The organism is Naasia lichenicola (assembly GCF_004801885.1).
Taxonomy (GTDB): domain Bacteria; phylum Actinomycetota; class Actinomycetes; order Actinomycetales; family Microbacteriaceae; genus Naasia; species Naasia lichenicola.
Map to the genome: position 1 here is coordinate 349254 of NZ_SSSM01000003.1, position 15720 is coordinate 364973.

The following is a 15720-nucleotide window of genomic DNA, read 5'->3' on the forward strand; positions in this document are numbered from 1 at the left end:
GCCCCGGAACGATCAGGACGGCGCGGATCACGCGGTCGGGCTGTGCCGACGGCGGCGCACCAGGGCGCTCCACGCGTCGAGCGCGGCCGACATCTCGGCCTGCTTCTTGCTGGTTCCCGTGCCCGTGGCCGTCACGAGGGTCCCGACGGTGACGGTGGCAACGAAGACGCGGGAATGGTCCGGTCCGCTCGACTCGATCGAATAGACGGGCAGACCCGCGCCGCGCCGGGCGGCGACCTCCTGCAGGCTGGTCTTCGGATCGACGAAGGCCCCTGTGCGGTCGGGATCGTCGAGCAGCGGCTGCACGAGGCGGAGCACGAAGCGGTCGGTCTCTTCGCCGCCGGCCGACAGGAAGGCTGCGCCGATGACCGCCTCGACGGCGTCGGCGAGGATCGATGACTTCTCGCGTCCGCCGGTGCGCTCCTCGCCTCTGCCGAGCAGGAGGTGATCGCCGAGTCCGATGGTTCGAGCGATCTCGGCCAGGGCGACGCTCGAGACCACGCTGGCGCGCAACTTGGCGAGTTGGCCCTCGTCGAGGCCGGGATTCTCGGTGTAGAGCATCACGGTCACGGCCTTGCCCAGCACGGAGTCGCCCAGGAATTCGAGGCGCTCGTTGTCGGGACTGCCGCCGTTCTCGTACGCGAACGAGCGGTGCGTCAGAGCGAGCTCGAGCAGCTCGTCATCGATCTCGATGCCGAGGCGCTCGAGAAGCTCAGCCCGCGTCGCCGGGGCCGCGGAGGGCTCGACCGACGTGGGCCGAGGTGCACGCTCCGAAACAGAGGAGACCGACTCGGACGTGTCCGAGACGACCGGCGAATCAGACGTCGGCGACCTTGCGACCCTTGTACTCGAGGTACAACGGGGTGCCCGCGGAGTCCTCGACGACCTTCGCGCGGTGCGGGAGGCTGTAGACGGTCTTGCCGTTCTCGACGGTCTTGACCAGCGTGGGGACCTCGGCCTTCCACTGCGAACGGCGCGCGTGGGTGTTGGAGCGGGACTTCTTCCGCTTCGGAACAGCCATGGTCTATCTCTCTTCTGTCGTTGGGTCGTCTTCGCGGAACCTCGCGAGACCAGCCCATCGCGCATCGAGAACAGGGGGCTGCTCGTCGTCTGCGAGCACCAGGGTGATACCGGGCCCGAGTTCGAGCTCCTCGCATCCGCCGGCGCATTCAGGCTGGAATGGCAGTGATAGCACCACTGCATCTCGCACTACCGGTTCAAGATCCACGTGGTCGCCTTGAACCTGGTAGTCGAAAGGTTCGTCAGAAGGATACGCGAAAAGCTCCTGGAATTCGACTTGGACCGGGAGCTCCAGGTCCCTGAGGCACCGCGCGCACTGCGCATCGGCCACCGAGTCGACCTCGCCGGACACGAGGATGCCCTCGTGCAGCGACTCGAACTTCAGGTGCAGGTCGATCGACTGCCCCTCGGGCACCCAGGCGAGACCTTCGCCGAGCTTCTCGGGCGAGAGGATCTCGACATCGCGCTCGCGCATCTCGCCGGGGGCGCGGACGAGGTCGCGCACATTCTGCAGGTACGGATTCTTGGCGCTCACGGCCATCGATCCTACGCGGCTGCTGCTCGACTCGGGTCGGTGTCCGCTGTCACCGAACTGCCCGCCGCCGAGCGCGCATCTCGCGCGGTCTGCAGCACCGAGCGCGGTTGGTGCACCACCCGCGCTCGGTTGCAACGACCGCGCGACGAGCGCGTTCGGCGTGCGGTTGCGTGCCCGGGGACGCGCTGTCGGAGGTCATTCGTAGGGTGCTCGCACGTGCCGGATACATCCCTTGCAATCCCCTTCGAACTCGAGGAGTACGGCACATGCATGTCTTCGTCGCAACCAGAATCACCCAGGGGCGCCACTCCGGCGACTACTTCAATGCGATCGACGGCGAACTCGTCATCTGGGACTCCCTGGGCGCCAGGAACCACAGCCCCGAGGACGACTGTCCCTGCCTGACGAGCTTCCTCGGCGTCACATCCGAGCGTCCCACCACGACTGCGATGGTGGTCGATCGGCCCGACCTGTCCTTTGACGAGTACATGCGGATCATCCACGACTCATTCCTCAGCGCCTACCGCCTGCATGACTGGGATCTCGAGGCGGCCGAAATGATCTCGCTGCGCGCGGCGATGCTCCAGCCCCGAGACATCGTCCACCGCAATCGATCACGCTTCAGCGTGCGCCTCGGCCCCTCGAGACCATCGGCTTTCCAAAGGAAGCGCTGACAGCGAGCTGCCCAGTTCTGCCGCTCGGAACTCGATTCAGGCGGCAGAACTGCGCAACTCAGATCACTATGCCTCGACGGCGGTGAAGGCCTCGTCGTAGATGGCCAGCGCGCGGGCGACCTCTTCGTCCGTCACGATGCAGGGAGGAACGACGTGGATGCGGTTGTCCGCGGCGAACGGCAGCAGTCCGCGCTTCATCAGCTCCGACTTGAGCGCAGCGATGACCTGCGGGCCCACGGGCTCGCGGGTCTCGGGGTCGCTGACGAGGTCGAGCGCCCAGAACACGCCGACGCCGCGGACGTCGCCGATCATGGGGTGCTTGGCGGCGAGGGCGGCGAGGCCCGGGGCGAGCAGGTCGCGGCCGACTCGCGCGGCGTTGTCGACGATGCCCTCCTCCTCCATGGCGTCGAGCGTCGCGACGATGGCGCCCATGGCGAGCGGGTGACCCGAGTAGGTGAGCCCGCCCGGGAAGACGCGCTCCCCGAACTCGTCGGCGATCCACGGCGGGATGATGACGCCGCCGGCCGGGACGTAGCCCGAGTTGACGCCCTTGGCGAAGGTGATCAGGTCAGGGACGATGCCGTCGGGGTTCACCGTGTCGTTCTGGAAGGCGAACCAGTCGCCGGTGCGGCCGAAGCCGGCCATCACCTCATCGAAGATGAGGACGATGCCGTAGTCGTCGGCGAGCTTCCGCACCCCGGTGAGATAGCCGGGCGGCGGGATCAGGATTCCGGCGGTACCCGGAACAGTCTCGATCAGGATCGCCGCGATCGAGGTGGCGCCCTCCGACTGGATGATGCGCTCGAGATGCTTCAGCGCGCGCTCCGACTCCTGGGCTGCGCTGGTGGACCAGAACTCGGTGCGGTACTCGAACGGGCCGAAGAAGTGCACGTGGCCGCGAGCGTACTCGTTGGGCACCCGACGCCAGTCGCCGGTCGCGACCACTGCCGCGCCTGTGTTGCCGTGGTACGAGCGGTACATCGAGAGGACCTTGTCGCGTCCGGTCACGAGGCGGGCCATCCGGATCGCGTTCTCGTTGGCGTCGGCGCCTCCGTTGGTGAAGAACACCTTCGAGAACGGCTGGCCCGCACGGGCGAGGATGCGCGAAGCGGCTTCGCCGCGGGTCAGATTGGCGTGGGCCGGGGCGACCGTGGCCAGCACGTCGGCCTGCGCCTTGATGCCGGCGATCACCTTGGGGTGCTGGTGGCCGATGTTGGTGTTGACGAGCTGACTGGAGAAGTCGAGGTAATAGTTTCCCTCGAAGTCCCAGATCTCGCAGCCGGCGCCACCGGCGAAGACGAGGGGGGTGATCTTCTCCTGCGCCGACCAGGAGTGGAAGACGTGCGCGCGATCGAGGTCGTAGGCGCGCTGACCATCGTCGGGGTCGAGCGGGCCGACAGCAGGGGCGGTGGTGGAGGCGATGGTCATGGAGTTCTCCGATAGTGCGGTGGTCGAGGAGCGGATCGCTCCGCCCCTCGACCACCATCATGGGGCTATTCGCCGCGCTCCGCCTGCGACGTGGTCGCGGGCGGCGTGTGCGAGGTGGTGCTTACTGGCCGCCCTCGGTGAGGGTGACGTCGATCGGCGTGTAGTCGCCGCTCACGTCCACATCCTCATCCGCGAGTTCCGCGAGTGCCTTCTCGATGTACTCGTTCGAGTACGCGGAGTCGGCTGGCTCATCGGTGATGAGGTTGAGGCCGTCCTGGTTGACCGCGACGAGCGCGCCCTTGACGGTCTTGTCCCATGCCGCCTGGTCGATGACGCCGAAGTCGTCGCCGGTCCAGATGAGCTTGTTGACCTCGTTCATCTGCCACAGCTGATGCACGGGGCCGACCGGGAAGGCGGCCTCGGCATTGATTGCGGCGTCGTAGGTGATCGAAGCCGCGTCCTCGGGGTTGTCGCGGGCGTAGAGCCAGCCCTTGGTGACGGCCTTGAGGAACCGCACTGCGGCGTCGGCGTAGGCCGGGTCGTCGAGGCGGGCGGTGTCGGCCCAGATCGCGTCCTGGAGCATGGCACCGTCGGTGTCCTCGTACGAGACTACGTCGAAGTCATCGGGAGTGAAGAGCTCACCGGTGGCCGGGTTGACGGTCTCGAGGATCTGCGCGTACTCGTTGTAGGTCATCGCCTGGGCGGCGTCGACGTCTCCATCGAGCAGTGCGTTCATCGAGAAGTCCTGCGTGGTGATCGACACCGTGGACGCGTCGAGGTCGTCGGCGGCCATGGCCGCGAAGATCTCCCACTCGTTGCCGAAGCCCCACGAGCCGATCCGCTTGCCCTCGAAGTCGGACACGTCGGCGACGGGATTGTCCTTGAACGAGACCTGCAGGGTGCCGGACTTCTGGTAGACCTGCGCGATGTCGGTGAGCTCCGCCCCGGTGGCCTCGAGGGTGCCGAGCACCTTCGGAACCCACGCGACCGCGAAGTCGACGTCGCCGGCGACGAGTGCATCCTGCGGCACGATGTCGCCGCCGGAGGGAATGATGTCGACGTTGTCGAATCCCTCCTCCTCGAAGTAGCCCTTGTCGAGCGCCACGTAGTAGCCGGCGAACTGGGCCTGGGGCAGCCACTGCAGCTGCAGGCTGATGTCGGTGATGGGCTCGAAGTCGCCCGAGGAGGCGTTGGGCGAGGTGCCGCCGCCGCTCGCGCAGGCGCCGAGGGTGATCGCCGTCACGACGGAGATGGACGCGACGGTGATGCCGCGTTTGATGCTGTGTCTCATGCGGTTCCTATTCGTGTGATTGGTGGAGTGCTGGTGCGAGATGGTGCGGTGGTGCCGCCGGTCAGACCGGCTTTCGCCTCGTCGCGATCCGCTCGAGGAGCGAGGTGACGAGGAAGAACGCGAGGCCGATGGCGATGCCGCCGGCGACGTAGGCGAAGGCGAGCGCTGCGCGCCCCGACTTGGCGTAGGTGGCGATGGCGGTGCCGATGCCGTCGGCGGGACCGCCGAAGTACTCGGCCACGAGGGCTGCGATGACGGCGATCGAGCTGGCGATCCGCAGTCCGGTCATCAGATAGGGCACGGCGGTCGGCAGGGTGAGCACGCGGAAGGTCTGCCAGCCGTTGGCCCCCGCCGATCGCAGCACGTCGCGATGCACGGGGCGGGTCTGTCGCAGGCCGCGCAGGACGTTCACGAAGACCGGGACGAACGAGGCGATCGCCGCCACCGCAACCCGGCCGAACTGGCTCGAGGCGCCGAACATGGTGTTGAGGATGGGCGTGATCGCCACGATCGGCACGACGGCGATGGCCGAGACGAGAGGTGCCAGCATGCCGTCGATGGGACCGAACGCCGAGGCGAGGGCGCCGAGCAGGATCGCGACGATCGCGCCCAGCGCGAGGCCGATCAGGGCGTTCCTCGCCGTGATGGCCATGTCCTCGAGGATGATGTCGTTGTGGTCGGCGATCTGCTCGAGGATCGCGATGGGGCTCGGCAGCGCTCGCGGAGCGATGGCGAGCACGTCGACGACCAGGATCCAGAGCAGCAGGATGACCAGGCCGACGACGACGGGGGCGACGATGCGCACCCAGCTGGGTGGGGTCCATCCGCTGCCGTCGTAGGCGGACCGTCCCCCGCGAGCCTGGCGCATCGCGCCGCCGGGCTTCGGCGCCTCCGTGATCGATGCGCCGTCCTGAGCCTGTCGAAGGGCGTCGTCCTGAGCCTGTCGAAGGGTCATCGCTCGTTCGCCCGCTCCACCGGTGAGCCGTGCAGCGCCTCGCGCACCGCGGTCACCCGCTCGAAGTACTCGGGCGACTCGCGCAGCGACTCGCTGCGCACGTCGCCCAGGCCGGTGGGCAGGATCTCCGTGATCCGTCCGGGCCGCGGGCTCATCACGACGACACGGTCCGAGAGGAAGACCGCCTCGGGGATGGAGTGGGTGACGAAGACGACCGCGGCGCCGGTGTCCTTCGCGATGCGGGTCAGCTCGCCCTGCAGGTACTCGCGGGTCATCTCGTCGAGCGCGCCGAACGGCTCGTCCATCAGCAGCAGCCGCGGCTGCTCGGCCAGCGCTCGAGCGATGGCGACGCGCTGCTGCATGCCGCCGGAGAGCTGGTCGGGATAGCGGTCGACGAAGTCGGAGAGCCCCACCAGGGAGGCCAGCTCGGCGACCCGTGCGCGGCGGGTCTCCTTGGCGACGCCGTGCAGCTCGAGGGGGAGCTCGATATTGCCGGCTACGGTGCGCCACGGCAGAAGGCCCGCCTGCTGGAAGGCGATGCCGTAGTCCTGATCGATGCGTGCCTGCTTGGCGGACTTGCCGAAGATCTGCAGTTCGCCGGACGAGGTGCTGTCGAGGTCGGCGATCAGTCGGAGCAGCGTCGACTTCCCGCAGCCCGAGGGGCCGATCAGGGAGACGAACTCCCCCGCCGCCACCGTGAGCTCGACGCCGGTCAGCGCGACCACGTCTCCGGTCTTGGTCGGGAAGATCTTTCCGACCCCTGCTGCTCGGACCGCCAGGGAGGTCGAGTCGGCGCCTGTCGAGTCGGTGCCCGCCGAGTCGAGACCCGTCGATGCGGCTGGCGTGCTTCCGGTGGTTGGCGCGCTCATGCGGTGGCCTCTCCCCTGCGGTAGTTCTTCAATCCGATGCCGACGAGGGCGATGGTGCCGGCCGCGACGAGGCCGAGCGCGATGGACCCGAAGGTGGGTCCCCATGGTGCGGCCGGGTCGCTCGATCCCTGGCCGGCCAGCTGGATGAGCATGCGTCCGATCCCGCCGCGCATGCCGATCGACACCTCGGCGACGACCGCTCCGACCACGGCGCTGGCGGCTCCGAGCCGCAGAGCAGGGAGCAGGTGCGGCACCGCGGCGGGCAGCCGCAGGCGGAGCAGGGTCTGCCAGTAGCCGACCGCATAGGTGCGCATGAGGTCGAGATGGATGCGGTCGGGAGCGTCGAGGCCGCGGAGCACTCCGACGGCGACCGGGAAGAACGACAGGTAGGACGCGATGATGGCGACCGAGAGCCATTGCGGCCAGGGGGTGCCCATCCGGTCGATCTGCGAGCCGATGCTCGCGACCAGTGGCGCGAAGGCGATGAGCGGCACCGTCTGGCTGACCACGATCCATGGCAGCAGGCCCCACTCTGCGAGGCGGAAGCGCTGCATGAGCAGGCCCAGCACGAAGCCCACGACCACGCCGATCACCAGGCCGACGGCGGCGATTCCCAGCGTGGTGAGTGCCGCCGTGATGACCGGGACGAAGAGCGGCGGAGTGCTTCCCCCGCTGGTCGACTGGAACAGCCGCGCGACCATGTCCCAGATGTGCGGCATCGCCCGGTCGTTGGTGCGCGGCAGCAGGAGGAAGCCAGAGCCGTTCTCGCCCTCGACGGCGCCCACCGTGAGTCCTTCGGCCGGCCCTGCGAACTTGTAGAGCTCCCAGACGGCGAGGACCGCGAGCACACCGACCACGCCCCAGAGGGCGGCCGCTCGCGACTTGGTCACGCCTTGGCCACGATGACGTCGCGCATCGCGGGGATGACCGTCTCGCCGTACACGCGGAGGGTCTCCTCCTTGTTGTCGTGCTGGAGGTAGCCCGCGAACTGGTCGACCCCGAGGGCCTTGAGCTTCTCGAGCTTCTCGATGTGCTGCTCGGCGGTGCCGAGGATGCAGAAGCGGTCGACGATCTCGTCGGGCACGAAGGTGGTGTGCGAGTTGCCCGCCCGGCCGTGCTCGTTGTAGTCGTACGCCTCGCGTCCGGCGATGTAGTCGGTGAGGGCGGCCGGCACGGAGCCGTCCGTGCCGTATTTCGAGACGATGTCGGCGACGTGGTTGCCCACCATCCCGCCGAACCAGCGGGACTGATCGCGGGCGTGCGCGAGTCCGGCCTCGGTGCCGTCGGTGATGTACATCGGCGCGGCCACGCAGAACTTGATCGAGTCGGGGTCGCGCCCCACGTTCACGGCGGCGTTGCGCACGGTGGTGATCATCCACTCCGCGATGTCGAGGTCGGCGAGCTGCAGGATGAAGCCGTCGCCGACCTCGCCGGTCAGCTTGAGCGCGAGCGGGCCGTAGGCGGCGACCCAGACATCGAGCTCGCTGCCGACCGACCACGGGAACTGCAGCGTGGCGCCGTTGTATTCGACGGATCGCGAGTTCGCGAGCTCGCGGATCACGTGGATGGATTCACGCAGCGCCTTGAGGGTCGTCGGAGCACCGTTGGTCACCCGGACGGCGGAGTCGCCGCGGCCGATGCCGCATATGGTCCTGTTGCCGTACATCTCGTTGAGGGTCGCGAAGACCGAGGCGGTCACCGTCCAGTCGCGCGTCGCCGGGTTGGTGACGAAGGGGCCGACCTTGACCTTGCGGGTCTCCGCGAGGATCGCACTGTAGATGACGTACGGCTCCTGCCAGAGCAGGTGCGAGTCGAAGGTCCACACATGGCTGAAGCCATGCGTCTCGGCCAGCTTGGCGAGCGCGACGGTCCGCGAGGCGGGCGGGTTGGTCTGGAGTACTGCTCCGAAGTCCACGGCTGCTTCCTTGAAGAATGTGCACGAAACCGGCGGATGTGCTCGCAATTACGGGCACATTGGGCCGGAACGTATGAATGGTCAGATCAGGTACTGGCTGAGGCCGCGCTTGATGTAGTTCCCGTGGCCCTTGGCTCCGACGTACTGGTTGTCGTCGACGATCACGCGGCCGCGGCTGAGCACGGTGTCGACGTGTCCGTCGATCTCGTAGCCCTCCCACGCGGAGTAGTCCATGTTCATGTGGTGGGTCTTGCCCACCCCGATGGAGGTGTGACCGTTGGGGTCGTAGACGACGATGTCGCCGTCGGCGCCGGGCTGGATGACGCCCTTCTTGCCGTACATGCCGAACATACGGGCGGGGGTGGTCGAGGTGACCTCGACCCAGCGCTCGGGAGTGAGGTGACCGTCGGCGACACCCTGGAACAGCAGGTCCATCCGGTGCTCGACCGAGCCGATGCCGTTGGGGATCTTCGAGAAGTCGCCGATCCCCATGTCCTTCTGACCCTTCATGCAGAACGGGCAGTGGTCGGTGGAGACCATCTGGATGTCGTTGGTGCGCAGCGCCTGCCACATGTGGTGCTGGTGGCCCTCGTGCTTGGAGCGCAGCGGGGTGGAGCAGACCCACTTGGCGCCCTCGAAGCTGCCCCACTCCTCGCTGCTCGCGCCGAGCTGGTCCTCAAGCGAGAGGTAGAGGTACTGCGGGCAGGTCTCGCCGAACACGTTCTGGCCGTTGTCCCGCGCGGCGGCGATCTGCTCGACCGCCTGCTTGGCCGAGACGTGCACGACGTAGAGCGGGGCGCCCGTCAGGTTGGCGAGCATGATCGCACGATGGGTGGCCTCCTCCTCCGCCTGCCACGGTCGAGAGACGCCGTGCCAGAACGGATCGGTCTTGCCCTCGGCGAGGTACTGCTGCACGAGCACGTCGATGACGCTGCCGTTCTCGGCGTGCATCATGATCATCGATCCGTTGCTCGCTGCCTTCTGCATCGCCCGGACGATCTGCCCGTCGTCGGAGAGGAAGACGCCCTTGTAGGCCATGAAGAGCTTGAAGCTCGTCACCCCCTCCTTGATCAGCTCGTCCATCGCGACGAGCGAGCTGTCCTGCACGTCGGAGAGGATCTGGTGGAAGCCGTAGTCGATGGCGCAGTTGCCGAGCGCCTTCTCCTGCCAGAGCGCGTACTGGTCGAGCACGTTCTCGCCGGCGTACTGGACGACGAAGTCGACGATGCTCGTGGTGCCGCCCCAGGCGGCCGCGCGGGTGCCGGTCTCGAAGGTGTCGGACGCCTCTGTGCCGCCGAACGGCATCTGCATGTGGGTGTGCGCGTCGATCCCGCCGGGGATGACGTATTTGCCCGCCGCGTCGATGACGGTGTCGACGTTGCTCTCGATGTCGAAGCCGAGCAGGGTCGAGCCGGGCGCGAGCACGGCGGCGATGGTCTCTCCATCGATCAGCACATCGGCGGTGGCCGTGCCGGTCGCGTTGACGACCGTTCCGTTCTTGATCAGGGTCTTCATGGTGCTCTCCTGCGGCTCTTTCGGTACGGGTGAGGCTGCCGGCTGGGGTTACGGCTGCGCGATGGCCGTGTAGGAGTCGGGGCGGCGGTCCCGATAGAACTGCCAGTCGTCGCGCATCTCGCGGACCATATCGAGATCGAGGTCGCGGATGAGGATCTCCTCGGTGTCGCCCGATCCGCGCTCCCCCACGAAGTTCCCGCGGGGGTCGATGACCTGGCTGGTGCCGTAGAAGTTCACGGCGAGCTCGCCGTACTCGTTGTCCTCGAGGCCGACCCGGTTGGGCTGGAGCACGAAGTAGCCGTTCGCGACGGCCGCGGCAGGTCCCTCGACCTCCCAGAGGCGGTTGGAGAGACCAGGCTTCGTGGCGTTCGGGTTGAAGACCATGTGCGCGCCGTTCAGGCCGAGCTCGCGCCACCCTTCGGGGAAGTGGCGGTCGTAGCAGATGTACAGGCCGATCTTGCCGACGGCCGTGTCGAACACGGGGTATCCGCCGTTGCCCGGACGGAAGTAGAACTTCTCCCAGAACCTGTCGACGTTGGGGATGTGCTGCTTGCGGTACTTGCCGAGGATCGAGCCGTCGGCATCCACGAGGACCGCGGTGTTGTAGTAGACGCCGGTGATGTCCTCCTCGTAGATGGGCAGGATCATCACGATGCCGAGCTCCTTCGCGAGCGCCGCGAAGCGCTGCACGATCGGGCCGTCGGCCGGTTCGGCGTAGCGGTAGTACTTCTTGTCCTCCGTGATGCCGAAGTAGGGGCCGTAGAACAGCTCCTGGAAGCAGATGACCTGGGCGCCGTCGGCGGCCGCGTCGCGCGCGAACTGCTCGTGCTTCGCGATCATCGACTCCTTGTCACCGGTCCACGTGGTCTGGGTGATGGCGGCGCGGACGGTGGTCATCGGGTTCCTCTCCGGTAGCAGAGCCGGGCGGGGCGGACGGTCGCTTCGTCGCAACGCAGGGCGAACGGCCTCTCGGTCAATCGGCTCGTTTGTTATTGTGAAGGGTGGACATTTCCCATTCGTTTCCCCGAGTGACAGGGGAGTAAAACCTCGTTGTCCTCCCTCGCCGACCATATCGAGGAGCCCACCTCGAGGGCTATCGCCGCCGCCGTGGCGCGCCTGGTCACGAGCGGCGAACTGGCGCCCGGCGATCGGCTTCCGACGGTGCGCGACCTCGCCACGGAGCTCGGAGTGAGCCCGGCGACGGTGAGCAATGCCTGGCAGGCGCTCAGCCGAGCGGGCCTCGTCGTCTCGCGCGGACGCAGCGGAACCACCGTCCGCGGTGCGCCCCGCGACTGGCTTCCCCAGCGGTATCAGGACATCGACGGATCCGGCGAGACGCGGCTCGACCTGTCCCGGGGCACACCCGATCCCGAGCTGCTGCCCTCACTCCAGGCCGCCCTCACCCGAGTGCCGGATCGCGCGCAGACCTCGAGCTATCAGGCGAAACCCGACATCCCCGAACTGCACGACCTGCTGCGGGACCGCTGGCCGAGCCGGGTCGAATCGCTCACGGTGACGAACGGCGCGCTCGATGCGCTGGATCGGGTCTTCGGCACTCTGCTGACCTTCGGCGACCGGGTGCTCGTCGAATCCCCCGGATTCCCGCCGATCCTCGACCTGCTCGAGCACTACGGTGCGTCCGCGATAGGCGTCTCGCTCGACGCGGACGGACTGCTGCCGGATTCGCTCGCCTCGGGGCTCTCCCGACACCCGAAGGCGCTGGTGATGCAGCCCCGCGCACAGAATCCGACCGGTGCCTCGATGACCACGGCGCGGGCCGAGGCTCTGGCCAGGGTGCTGAATCGGACCAGCGCCGGAGAGCGGGTGATCGTCATCGAAGACGACCACTCGGGCGAGATCAGCACCCGCCCGGTCGTCACGCTCGCCTCCTGGCTGCCGGACCGGGTGCTGCACATCCGCAGCTTCGCCAAGTCGCACGGCCCCGATCTGCGGATCGGCGCGCTCGGTGGCCCCCGTTCCCTGGTGGATCGCGTGGTGTCGCGACGGCTGCTCGGAGCAGGCTGGACGTCGCGGATGACCCAGCGGATCCTGCTCGAGCTGCTCACCGATCCGGTGCCCGTCGAGCAGGTGGCGGCCGCCCGGTCGGCGTACGCCGAACGGCAGCGCACCATGAGCTCCGCGCTCGCCCGTCACGGCATCGACCTGCCGCTCGCGGACGGACTCAACTTCTGGCTGCCGGTGCACGACGAGCGGGCCGCCCTCGTCAGCCTCGCCGCGGAGGGCATCCGGGTGGCGCCGGGCGGTCCGTTCCTGCCCGCGGACTCCCGGACGACTGAAGCCCGGGTCGCCGAGGCCCGGGGCGGCGATCCACGCGGAGCCCATGTGCGCGTCACCGTGGGCATCGTGCGGGAGGACCATGCGTCGATCGCCGCCGCCTTGGCCGCCGCCAGCACCGCCGGCTGACCTATGCGCCTGGCCGGAGCTCCGTGCCTGGCTGCGTCCCGGGATCAGGAGCAGCTGACGGACTCCACCGAGGCGTAGTCGGGGCTGTCCACGCCTGCCGGCACGATCAGCACCGCGGAATTCGTCTCGTCGAGTCCCGTCAGCGGGAACTTCTGCTGGTCGGTCGGCGCACCCGACTCCGATTCCGCGAACTCGACGAGTGCCGTGGCGCGTCCGTCGCAGGCCTCGTCGAGAGTGACCCGGAAGGTCCAGCAGCCGATGTCGGAGCTGCAGGAGAGCCCGGTGAGATCAGACGCGGTCGTGTCCGCGACGGAGAAGCCGACCGTTCCCGCGGCCGCCGGGTCACCGCCGGGGAGGAGAGAGCGACCGAGCACCACGACCAGCGCGAGCAGGCCGATCAGCCCCACTGCACCGAGGGCTCCTGCGACGATCGCCAGCGGTTCGCGGCGGAGTGACGTGAATTCGGGTCCTGATGCGTGAGCCGCGTGCGCTCGGACGGGAGTCGTCGGCGACTGCCCCCATGCCGCTCGCTCCTTGGCGTCCGCGAAGTCCTCGTAGTCGAGGGGCCGGTCGTCGGGCGCTCCCGCCTCGGCCGTGTGCGCCTGCTCGAAGTCGGCGAGGTAGTGCTCCCACGCGGCCCTGTCTCGACGGTGCATCTCCGGCGTCGCGCCTTCGACTGCGCTCGCTGCGGTCGTCCGGGTGATCTGCACGAGGACGAAGGGATAGCGGATGAGCCCAAGCACTCCGGCGAGCGCGACGACCGGGTAGGCGACGAACGCGCTGCCCCGAGCGGCCGGGTCGAGCAGCCCATGCACCGTGAGGATCGATCCGATCACCAGCGCGACGAGGGCGATCACGGCGCTCACATGGGCCCGACGCCGCGCGCGATCCGTCAGCCGGGACCAGACCGAGGGGTTGGGCTCCCAGAACCGCCAGCCGTCGGGGGCAGGCGGCAGGCCTTCGACAGGCGTCCAGCCCCTGCGCGGCTGCCAGCCCTGATGACCGGCCGTCCAGTCCTCGTCGGGAGCCGGCCATCCCGGTGGCGTCACGAAGCGGAGGGTGGAGGACGATCCGTCCCCTCCCCGTTCGAGCTCGCTCACCTCGGAACCGTAACCGGCGTTCCGTCGCGATGCCATCCGGCTCGCGCGCGGAAGGCGCTCTGCGGCTGTGGTTCCGCCGATCCCGGGCTGCCTCGATCCCCCGCGGATAGGCTCGAGGATCGTGCCTGCAGAAGATCCCGACGTGAGCGCTCCGGTCCGCATCGCCGTCCTGGCGGGCGGAGTCGGCGGCGCGAGATTCCTGCGCGGACTGCGCGAAGCCGCCGCTCGACGCTGGCCCGACGGCGATGGCGGTACCACCGCCGCGATCACGGCGATCGTCAACACGGGCGACGACGCATGGCTGGCGGGACTGCGCATCACCCCTGACCTCGACTCGATCCTCTACACGCTCGCCGGCGTCAACGACGAGCAGCGCGGCTGGGGCAGGGTCGGCGAGACCGAGCGGGTCAGCGCCGAGCTCGCGGAGTACGGAATCGGCTGGCCGTGGTTCACGCTCGGCGACCTGGACCTCGGCACCCACATCGCCCGCACATCGATGCTGCGCGACGGCCTCCCGCTCAGCGCCGCGAGCGCGCGCATCCACTCTCGCTGGCCGCTCGGCGTCACCCTGCTGCCGATGACCGACGACGAGGTCGAGACCCACGTGGAGGTCGACGATCCCGAATCGCCCGACCCAGACCAGCGCATCCGCACCATGCACTTCCAGGAATGGTGGACGCGCTACCGCGCGTCGCTGCCCGCCCGTCGATTCGTCCAGCAGGGCATCGAGACGGCGACACCGGCGCCCGGCGTGCTCGAGACGATCGAGGCCGCGGACGTCATCCTGCTCGCACCGTCGAACCCGGTGGTGTCGATCGGCACGATCCTCAACGTCCCGGGCATCCGAGCGGCGCTCTCCCGCGGAGCGGGTCGCGTGATCGGCGTCTCCCCCATCATCGACGGATCCGTCGTGCGCGGAATGGCGGACGCGTGCCTCACAGCGATAGGGGTGGCGACCTCAGCGTCGGCGGTGGCCCTGCACTACGGAGCGCGAATCGCGGGAGGCCTGCTCGACGGCTGGCTCGTCGACTCCGCGGACAATCAAGCGGTGGAGTCGCTCGCCGCCGCGGGCATTGCGACCGTCGCGCGTCCACTGTGGATGGTCGATCTCGAGAAGAGTGCGGCGATCGCCGATGCCGCGCTGGAGTTAGGACTCCGCGCCCGCTGAGCTCGTGGCTCAGGCTTTCGCACGCCGTTCAGGTGAATTCGCCTGATCCGTGACCGAAAACGCAGAATCGCCTGATCCGTGGGAATCGCCTGATCCGTGAAGATGGCGGCTGACGGAAGCGTCGAATCAGCGGAGAGCGGCTCGGGTGGCGGGGCCGAGAACGCGGTCCGTGGTAGATCCGAGGTCGGCGATCGTGTCGACGTCGCCGCGGAGGCCGATGTGCATCGACGGCGGGCCGAGCAGCGGGATCGGAACGTAGCCGACCGCCCGGTGGCGCGCGGCCGAGCCGTCGCCGAACAGTGGGACGTGCCGCACGCCGGCCAGCGCGGTGGTGAGCACCGTCCCGGCCCCGGATGCGTCCGGCACCAGTCCACGCGGAGTCCGGACGGCAGTGAGCGCCGTCGCCAGCTCGGCCGGCCGCAGTCGGGGCAGATCACCGAGCAGGACCGCAGTTGCGTGCCGAGGATCGCGCACTCGCCGGAGTCCTTCGCGGATCGCGGAGTTGAGGCGACTCCGCCCCGCGCCATCTCCGCTCGGCTCATCCACGCGCCGTGCGCCCAGGCCTCGGACCGTTGTCTCCAACGAGGCGGGGCCGACCACGATGACCTCTGCCACCTCGGGCACGGCGAGTGCGGCCGAGATGGTGTCCGTCGCGAACGACAGCGCGAGCGCTCCGCGCAGCTCGTCGTCGACGCGGAGCCGCGATTTCGCTGCCGCGTCTCCCTTGACGGGCACGATCACCGACCAGCGACGCGTCATCCGATCTCCGCACCCTCGACGAATGGGCACGTGATCAGGGAGTCCACCCGTCGACTCTACCCGCCGC

At 68.5% G+C, this 15720-nt stretch carries 16 protein-coding genes; 3 read left to right on the forward strand and 13 right to left on the reverse strand.

Annotation, left to right across the window (positions count from 1 at the left end; translation table 11 throughout):
• Positions 1–27 precede the first annotated feature (27 nt).
• The 3 genes from rnc to E6C64_RS06800 all read right to left on the reverse strand — a co-directional run bounded on the left by rnc (position 28) and on the right by E6C64_RS06800 (position 1561).
• Positions 28–693 (reverse strand): ribonuclease III, encoded by a 666-nt coding sequence (gene rnc / locus E6C64_RS06790; RefSeq protein ID WP_136427184.1) that lies wholly within the window; start codon positions 691–693, stop codon positions 28–30.
• A 124-nt stretch (positions 694–817) separates the two neighbouring features.
• Positions 818–1021 (reverse strand): 50S ribosomal protein L32, encoded by a 204-nt coding sequence (gene rpmF / locus E6C64_RS06795; protein ID WP_136427185.1) that lies wholly within the window; start codon positions 1019–1021, stop codon positions 818–820.
• A 3-nt stretch (positions 1022–1024) separates the two neighbouring features.
• Positions 1025–1561, reverse strand: coding sequence for a YceD family protein (locus E6C64_RS06800; protein WP_136426880.1), 537 nt, complete (start codon positions 1559–1561; stop codon positions 1025–1027).
• 260 nt (positions 1562–1821) lie between these two features.
• Between E6C64_RS06800 and E6C64_RS06805 the strand changes: the two genes are divergently transcribed.
• Positions 1822–2229 carry a DUF7715 family protein gene (locus E6C64_RS06805; protein ID WP_136426881.1) on the forward strand — a complete coding sequence of 136 codons (408 nt, stop codon included), beginning with the start codon at positions 1822–1824 and terminating at the stop codon, positions 2227–2229.
• Between the two features lie 66 nt (positions 2230–2295).
• Here E6C64_RS06805 and E6C64_RS06810 read toward each other — a convergent pair whose 3' ends face one another.
• The 8 genes from E6C64_RS06810 to E6C64_RS06845 form a co-directional block, all read right to left on the reverse strand.
• Positions 2296–3657 (reverse strand): aspartate aminotransferase family protein, encoded by a 1362-nt coding sequence (locus E6C64_RS06810; protein ID WP_136426882.1) that lies wholly within the window; start codon positions 3655–3657, stop codon positions 2296–2298.
• A gap of 121 nt (positions 3658–3778) precedes the next feature.
• Positions 3779–4948 (reverse strand): ABC transporter substrate-binding protein, encoded by a 1170-nt coding sequence (locus E6C64_RS06815; RefSeq protein WP_136426883.1) that lies wholly within the window; start codon positions 4946–4948, stop codon positions 3779–3781.
• Positions 4949–5009: 61 nt separating this feature from the next.
• Complete coding sequence (locus E6C64_RS06820) at positions 5010–5903, reverse strand: ABC transporter permease (protein WP_233255505.1); 894 nt, start codon at positions 5901–5903, stop codon at positions 5010–5012.
• On the reverse strand, positions 5900–6772 hold the full coding sequence (locus E6C64_RS06825; RefSeq protein WP_136426884.1) for an ABC transporter ATP-binding protein: 873 nt from the start codon (positions 6770–6772) through the stop codon (positions 5900–5902). Before E6C64_RS06825 ends, E6C64_RS06820 begins: the two co-directional genes overlap by 4 nt.
• Positions 6769–7662: an ABC transporter permease gene (locus tag E6C64_RS06830; protein ID WP_136426885.1), complete on the reverse strand. Its 894-nt coding sequence runs from the start codon at positions 7660–7662 to the stop codon at positions 6769–6771. The genes E6C64_RS06825 and E6C64_RS06830 overlap by 4 nt, the downstream gene beginning before the upstream one ends.
• A complete protein-coding gene (locus E6C64_RS06835) occupies positions 7659–8687 on the reverse strand; it encodes a TIGR03842 family LLM class F420-dependent oxidoreductase (RefSeq protein ID WP_136426886.1) in 1029 nt (342 codons plus the stop codon). Before E6C64_RS06835 ends, E6C64_RS06830 begins: the two co-directional genes overlap by 4 nt.
• A gap of 81 nt (positions 8688–8768) precedes the next feature.
• Positions 8769–10202, reverse strand: coding sequence for a dihydropyrimidinase (gene hydA / locus E6C64_RS06840; protein ID WP_136426887.1), 1434 nt, complete (start codon positions 10200–10202; stop codon positions 8769–8771).
• 48 nt (positions 10203–10250) lie between these two features.
• Positions 10251–11099 (reverse strand): nitrilase-related carbon-nitrogen hydrolase, encoded by an 849-nt coding sequence (locus E6C64_RS06845; RefSeq protein ID WP_136426888.1) that lies wholly within the window; start codon positions 11097–11099, stop codon positions 10251–10253.
• Between the two features lie 153 nt (positions 11100–11252).
• On the opposite strand from E6C64_RS06845, the gene E6C64_RS06850 reads away from it, so the two are divergent.
• Positions 11253–12626: an aminotransferase-like domain-containing protein gene (locus E6C64_RS06850; protein WP_136426889.1), complete on the forward strand. Its 1374-nt coding sequence runs from the start codon at positions 11253–11255 to the stop codon at positions 12624–12626.
• Between the two features lie 44 nt (positions 12627–12670).
• Here the strand turns inward: E6C64_RS06850 and E6C64_RS06855 are convergent, their stop codons facing one another.
• Positions 12671–13726, reverse strand: a complete 1056-nt coding sequence (locus E6C64_RS06855; RefSeq protein ID WP_136426890.1) for a hypothetical protein — start codon at positions 13724–13726, stop codon at positions 12671–12673.
• A gap of 121 nt (positions 13727–13847) precedes the next feature.
• On the opposite strand from E6C64_RS06855, the gene cofD reads away from it, so the two are divergent.
• Positions 13848–14894 carry a 2-phospho-L-lactate transferase gene (gene cofD, locus E6C64_RS06860; RefSeq protein ID WP_233255506.1) on the forward strand — a complete coding sequence of 349 codons (1047 nt, stop codon included), beginning with the start codon at positions 13848–13850 and terminating at the stop codon, positions 14892–14894.
• A 126-nt stretch (positions 14895–15020) separates the two neighbouring features.
• On the opposite strand, the gene cofC is transcribed toward cofD, so the two are convergent.
• Positions 15021–15653: a 2-phospho-L-lactate guanylyltransferase gene (cofC, locus tag E6C64_RS06865; RefSeq protein WP_136426891.1), complete on the reverse strand. Its 633-nt coding sequence runs from the start codon at positions 15651–15653 to the stop codon at positions 15021–15023.
• Positions 15654–15720: the final 67 nt, after the last annotated feature.

Excerpts from the sequence above, each read along its gene's own strand:
- rpmF (WP_136427185.1), bottom strand. The coding sequence starts at position 1,021 with ATGGCTGTTCCGAAGCGGAAGAAGTCCCGCTCCAACACCCACGCGCGC.
- E6C64_RS06800 (WP_136426880.1), bottom strand. The coding sequence starts at position 1,561 with ATGGCCGTGAGCGCCAAGAATCCGTACCTGCAGAATGTGCGCGACCTC.
- E6C64_RS06805 (WP_136426881.1), top strand. The coding sequence starts at position 1,822 with ATGCATGTCTTCGTCGCAACCAGAATCACCCAGGGGCGCCACTCCGGC.
- E6C64_RS06810 (WP_136426882.1), bottom strand. The coding sequence starts at position 3,657 with ATGACCATCGCCTCCACCACCGCCCCTGCTGTCGGCCCGCTCGACCCC.
- E6C64_RS06815 (WP_136426883.1), bottom strand. The coding sequence starts at position 4,948 with ATGAGACACAGCATCAAACGCGGCATCACCGTCGCGTCCATCTCCGTC.
- E6C64_RS06820 (WP_233255505.1), bottom strand. The coding sequence starts at position 5,903 with ATGACCCTTCGACAGGCTCAGGACGACGCCCTTCGACAGGCTCAGGAC.
- E6C64_RS06825 (WP_136426884.1), bottom strand. The coding sequence starts at position 6,772 with ATGAGCGCGCCAACCACCGGAAGCACGCCAGCCGCATCGACGGGTCTC.
- hydA (WP_136426887.1), bottom strand. The coding sequence starts at position 10,202 with ATGAAGACCCTGATCAAGAACGGAACGGTCGTCAACGCGACCGGCACG.
- E6C64_RS06845 (WP_136426888.1), bottom strand. The coding sequence starts at position 11,099 with ATGACCACCGTCCGCGCCGCCATCACCCAGACCACGTGGACCGGTGAC.
- cofC (WP_136426891.1), bottom strand. The coding sequence starts at position 15,653 with ATGACGCGTCGCTGGTCGGTGATCGTGCCCGTCAAGGGAGACGCGGCA.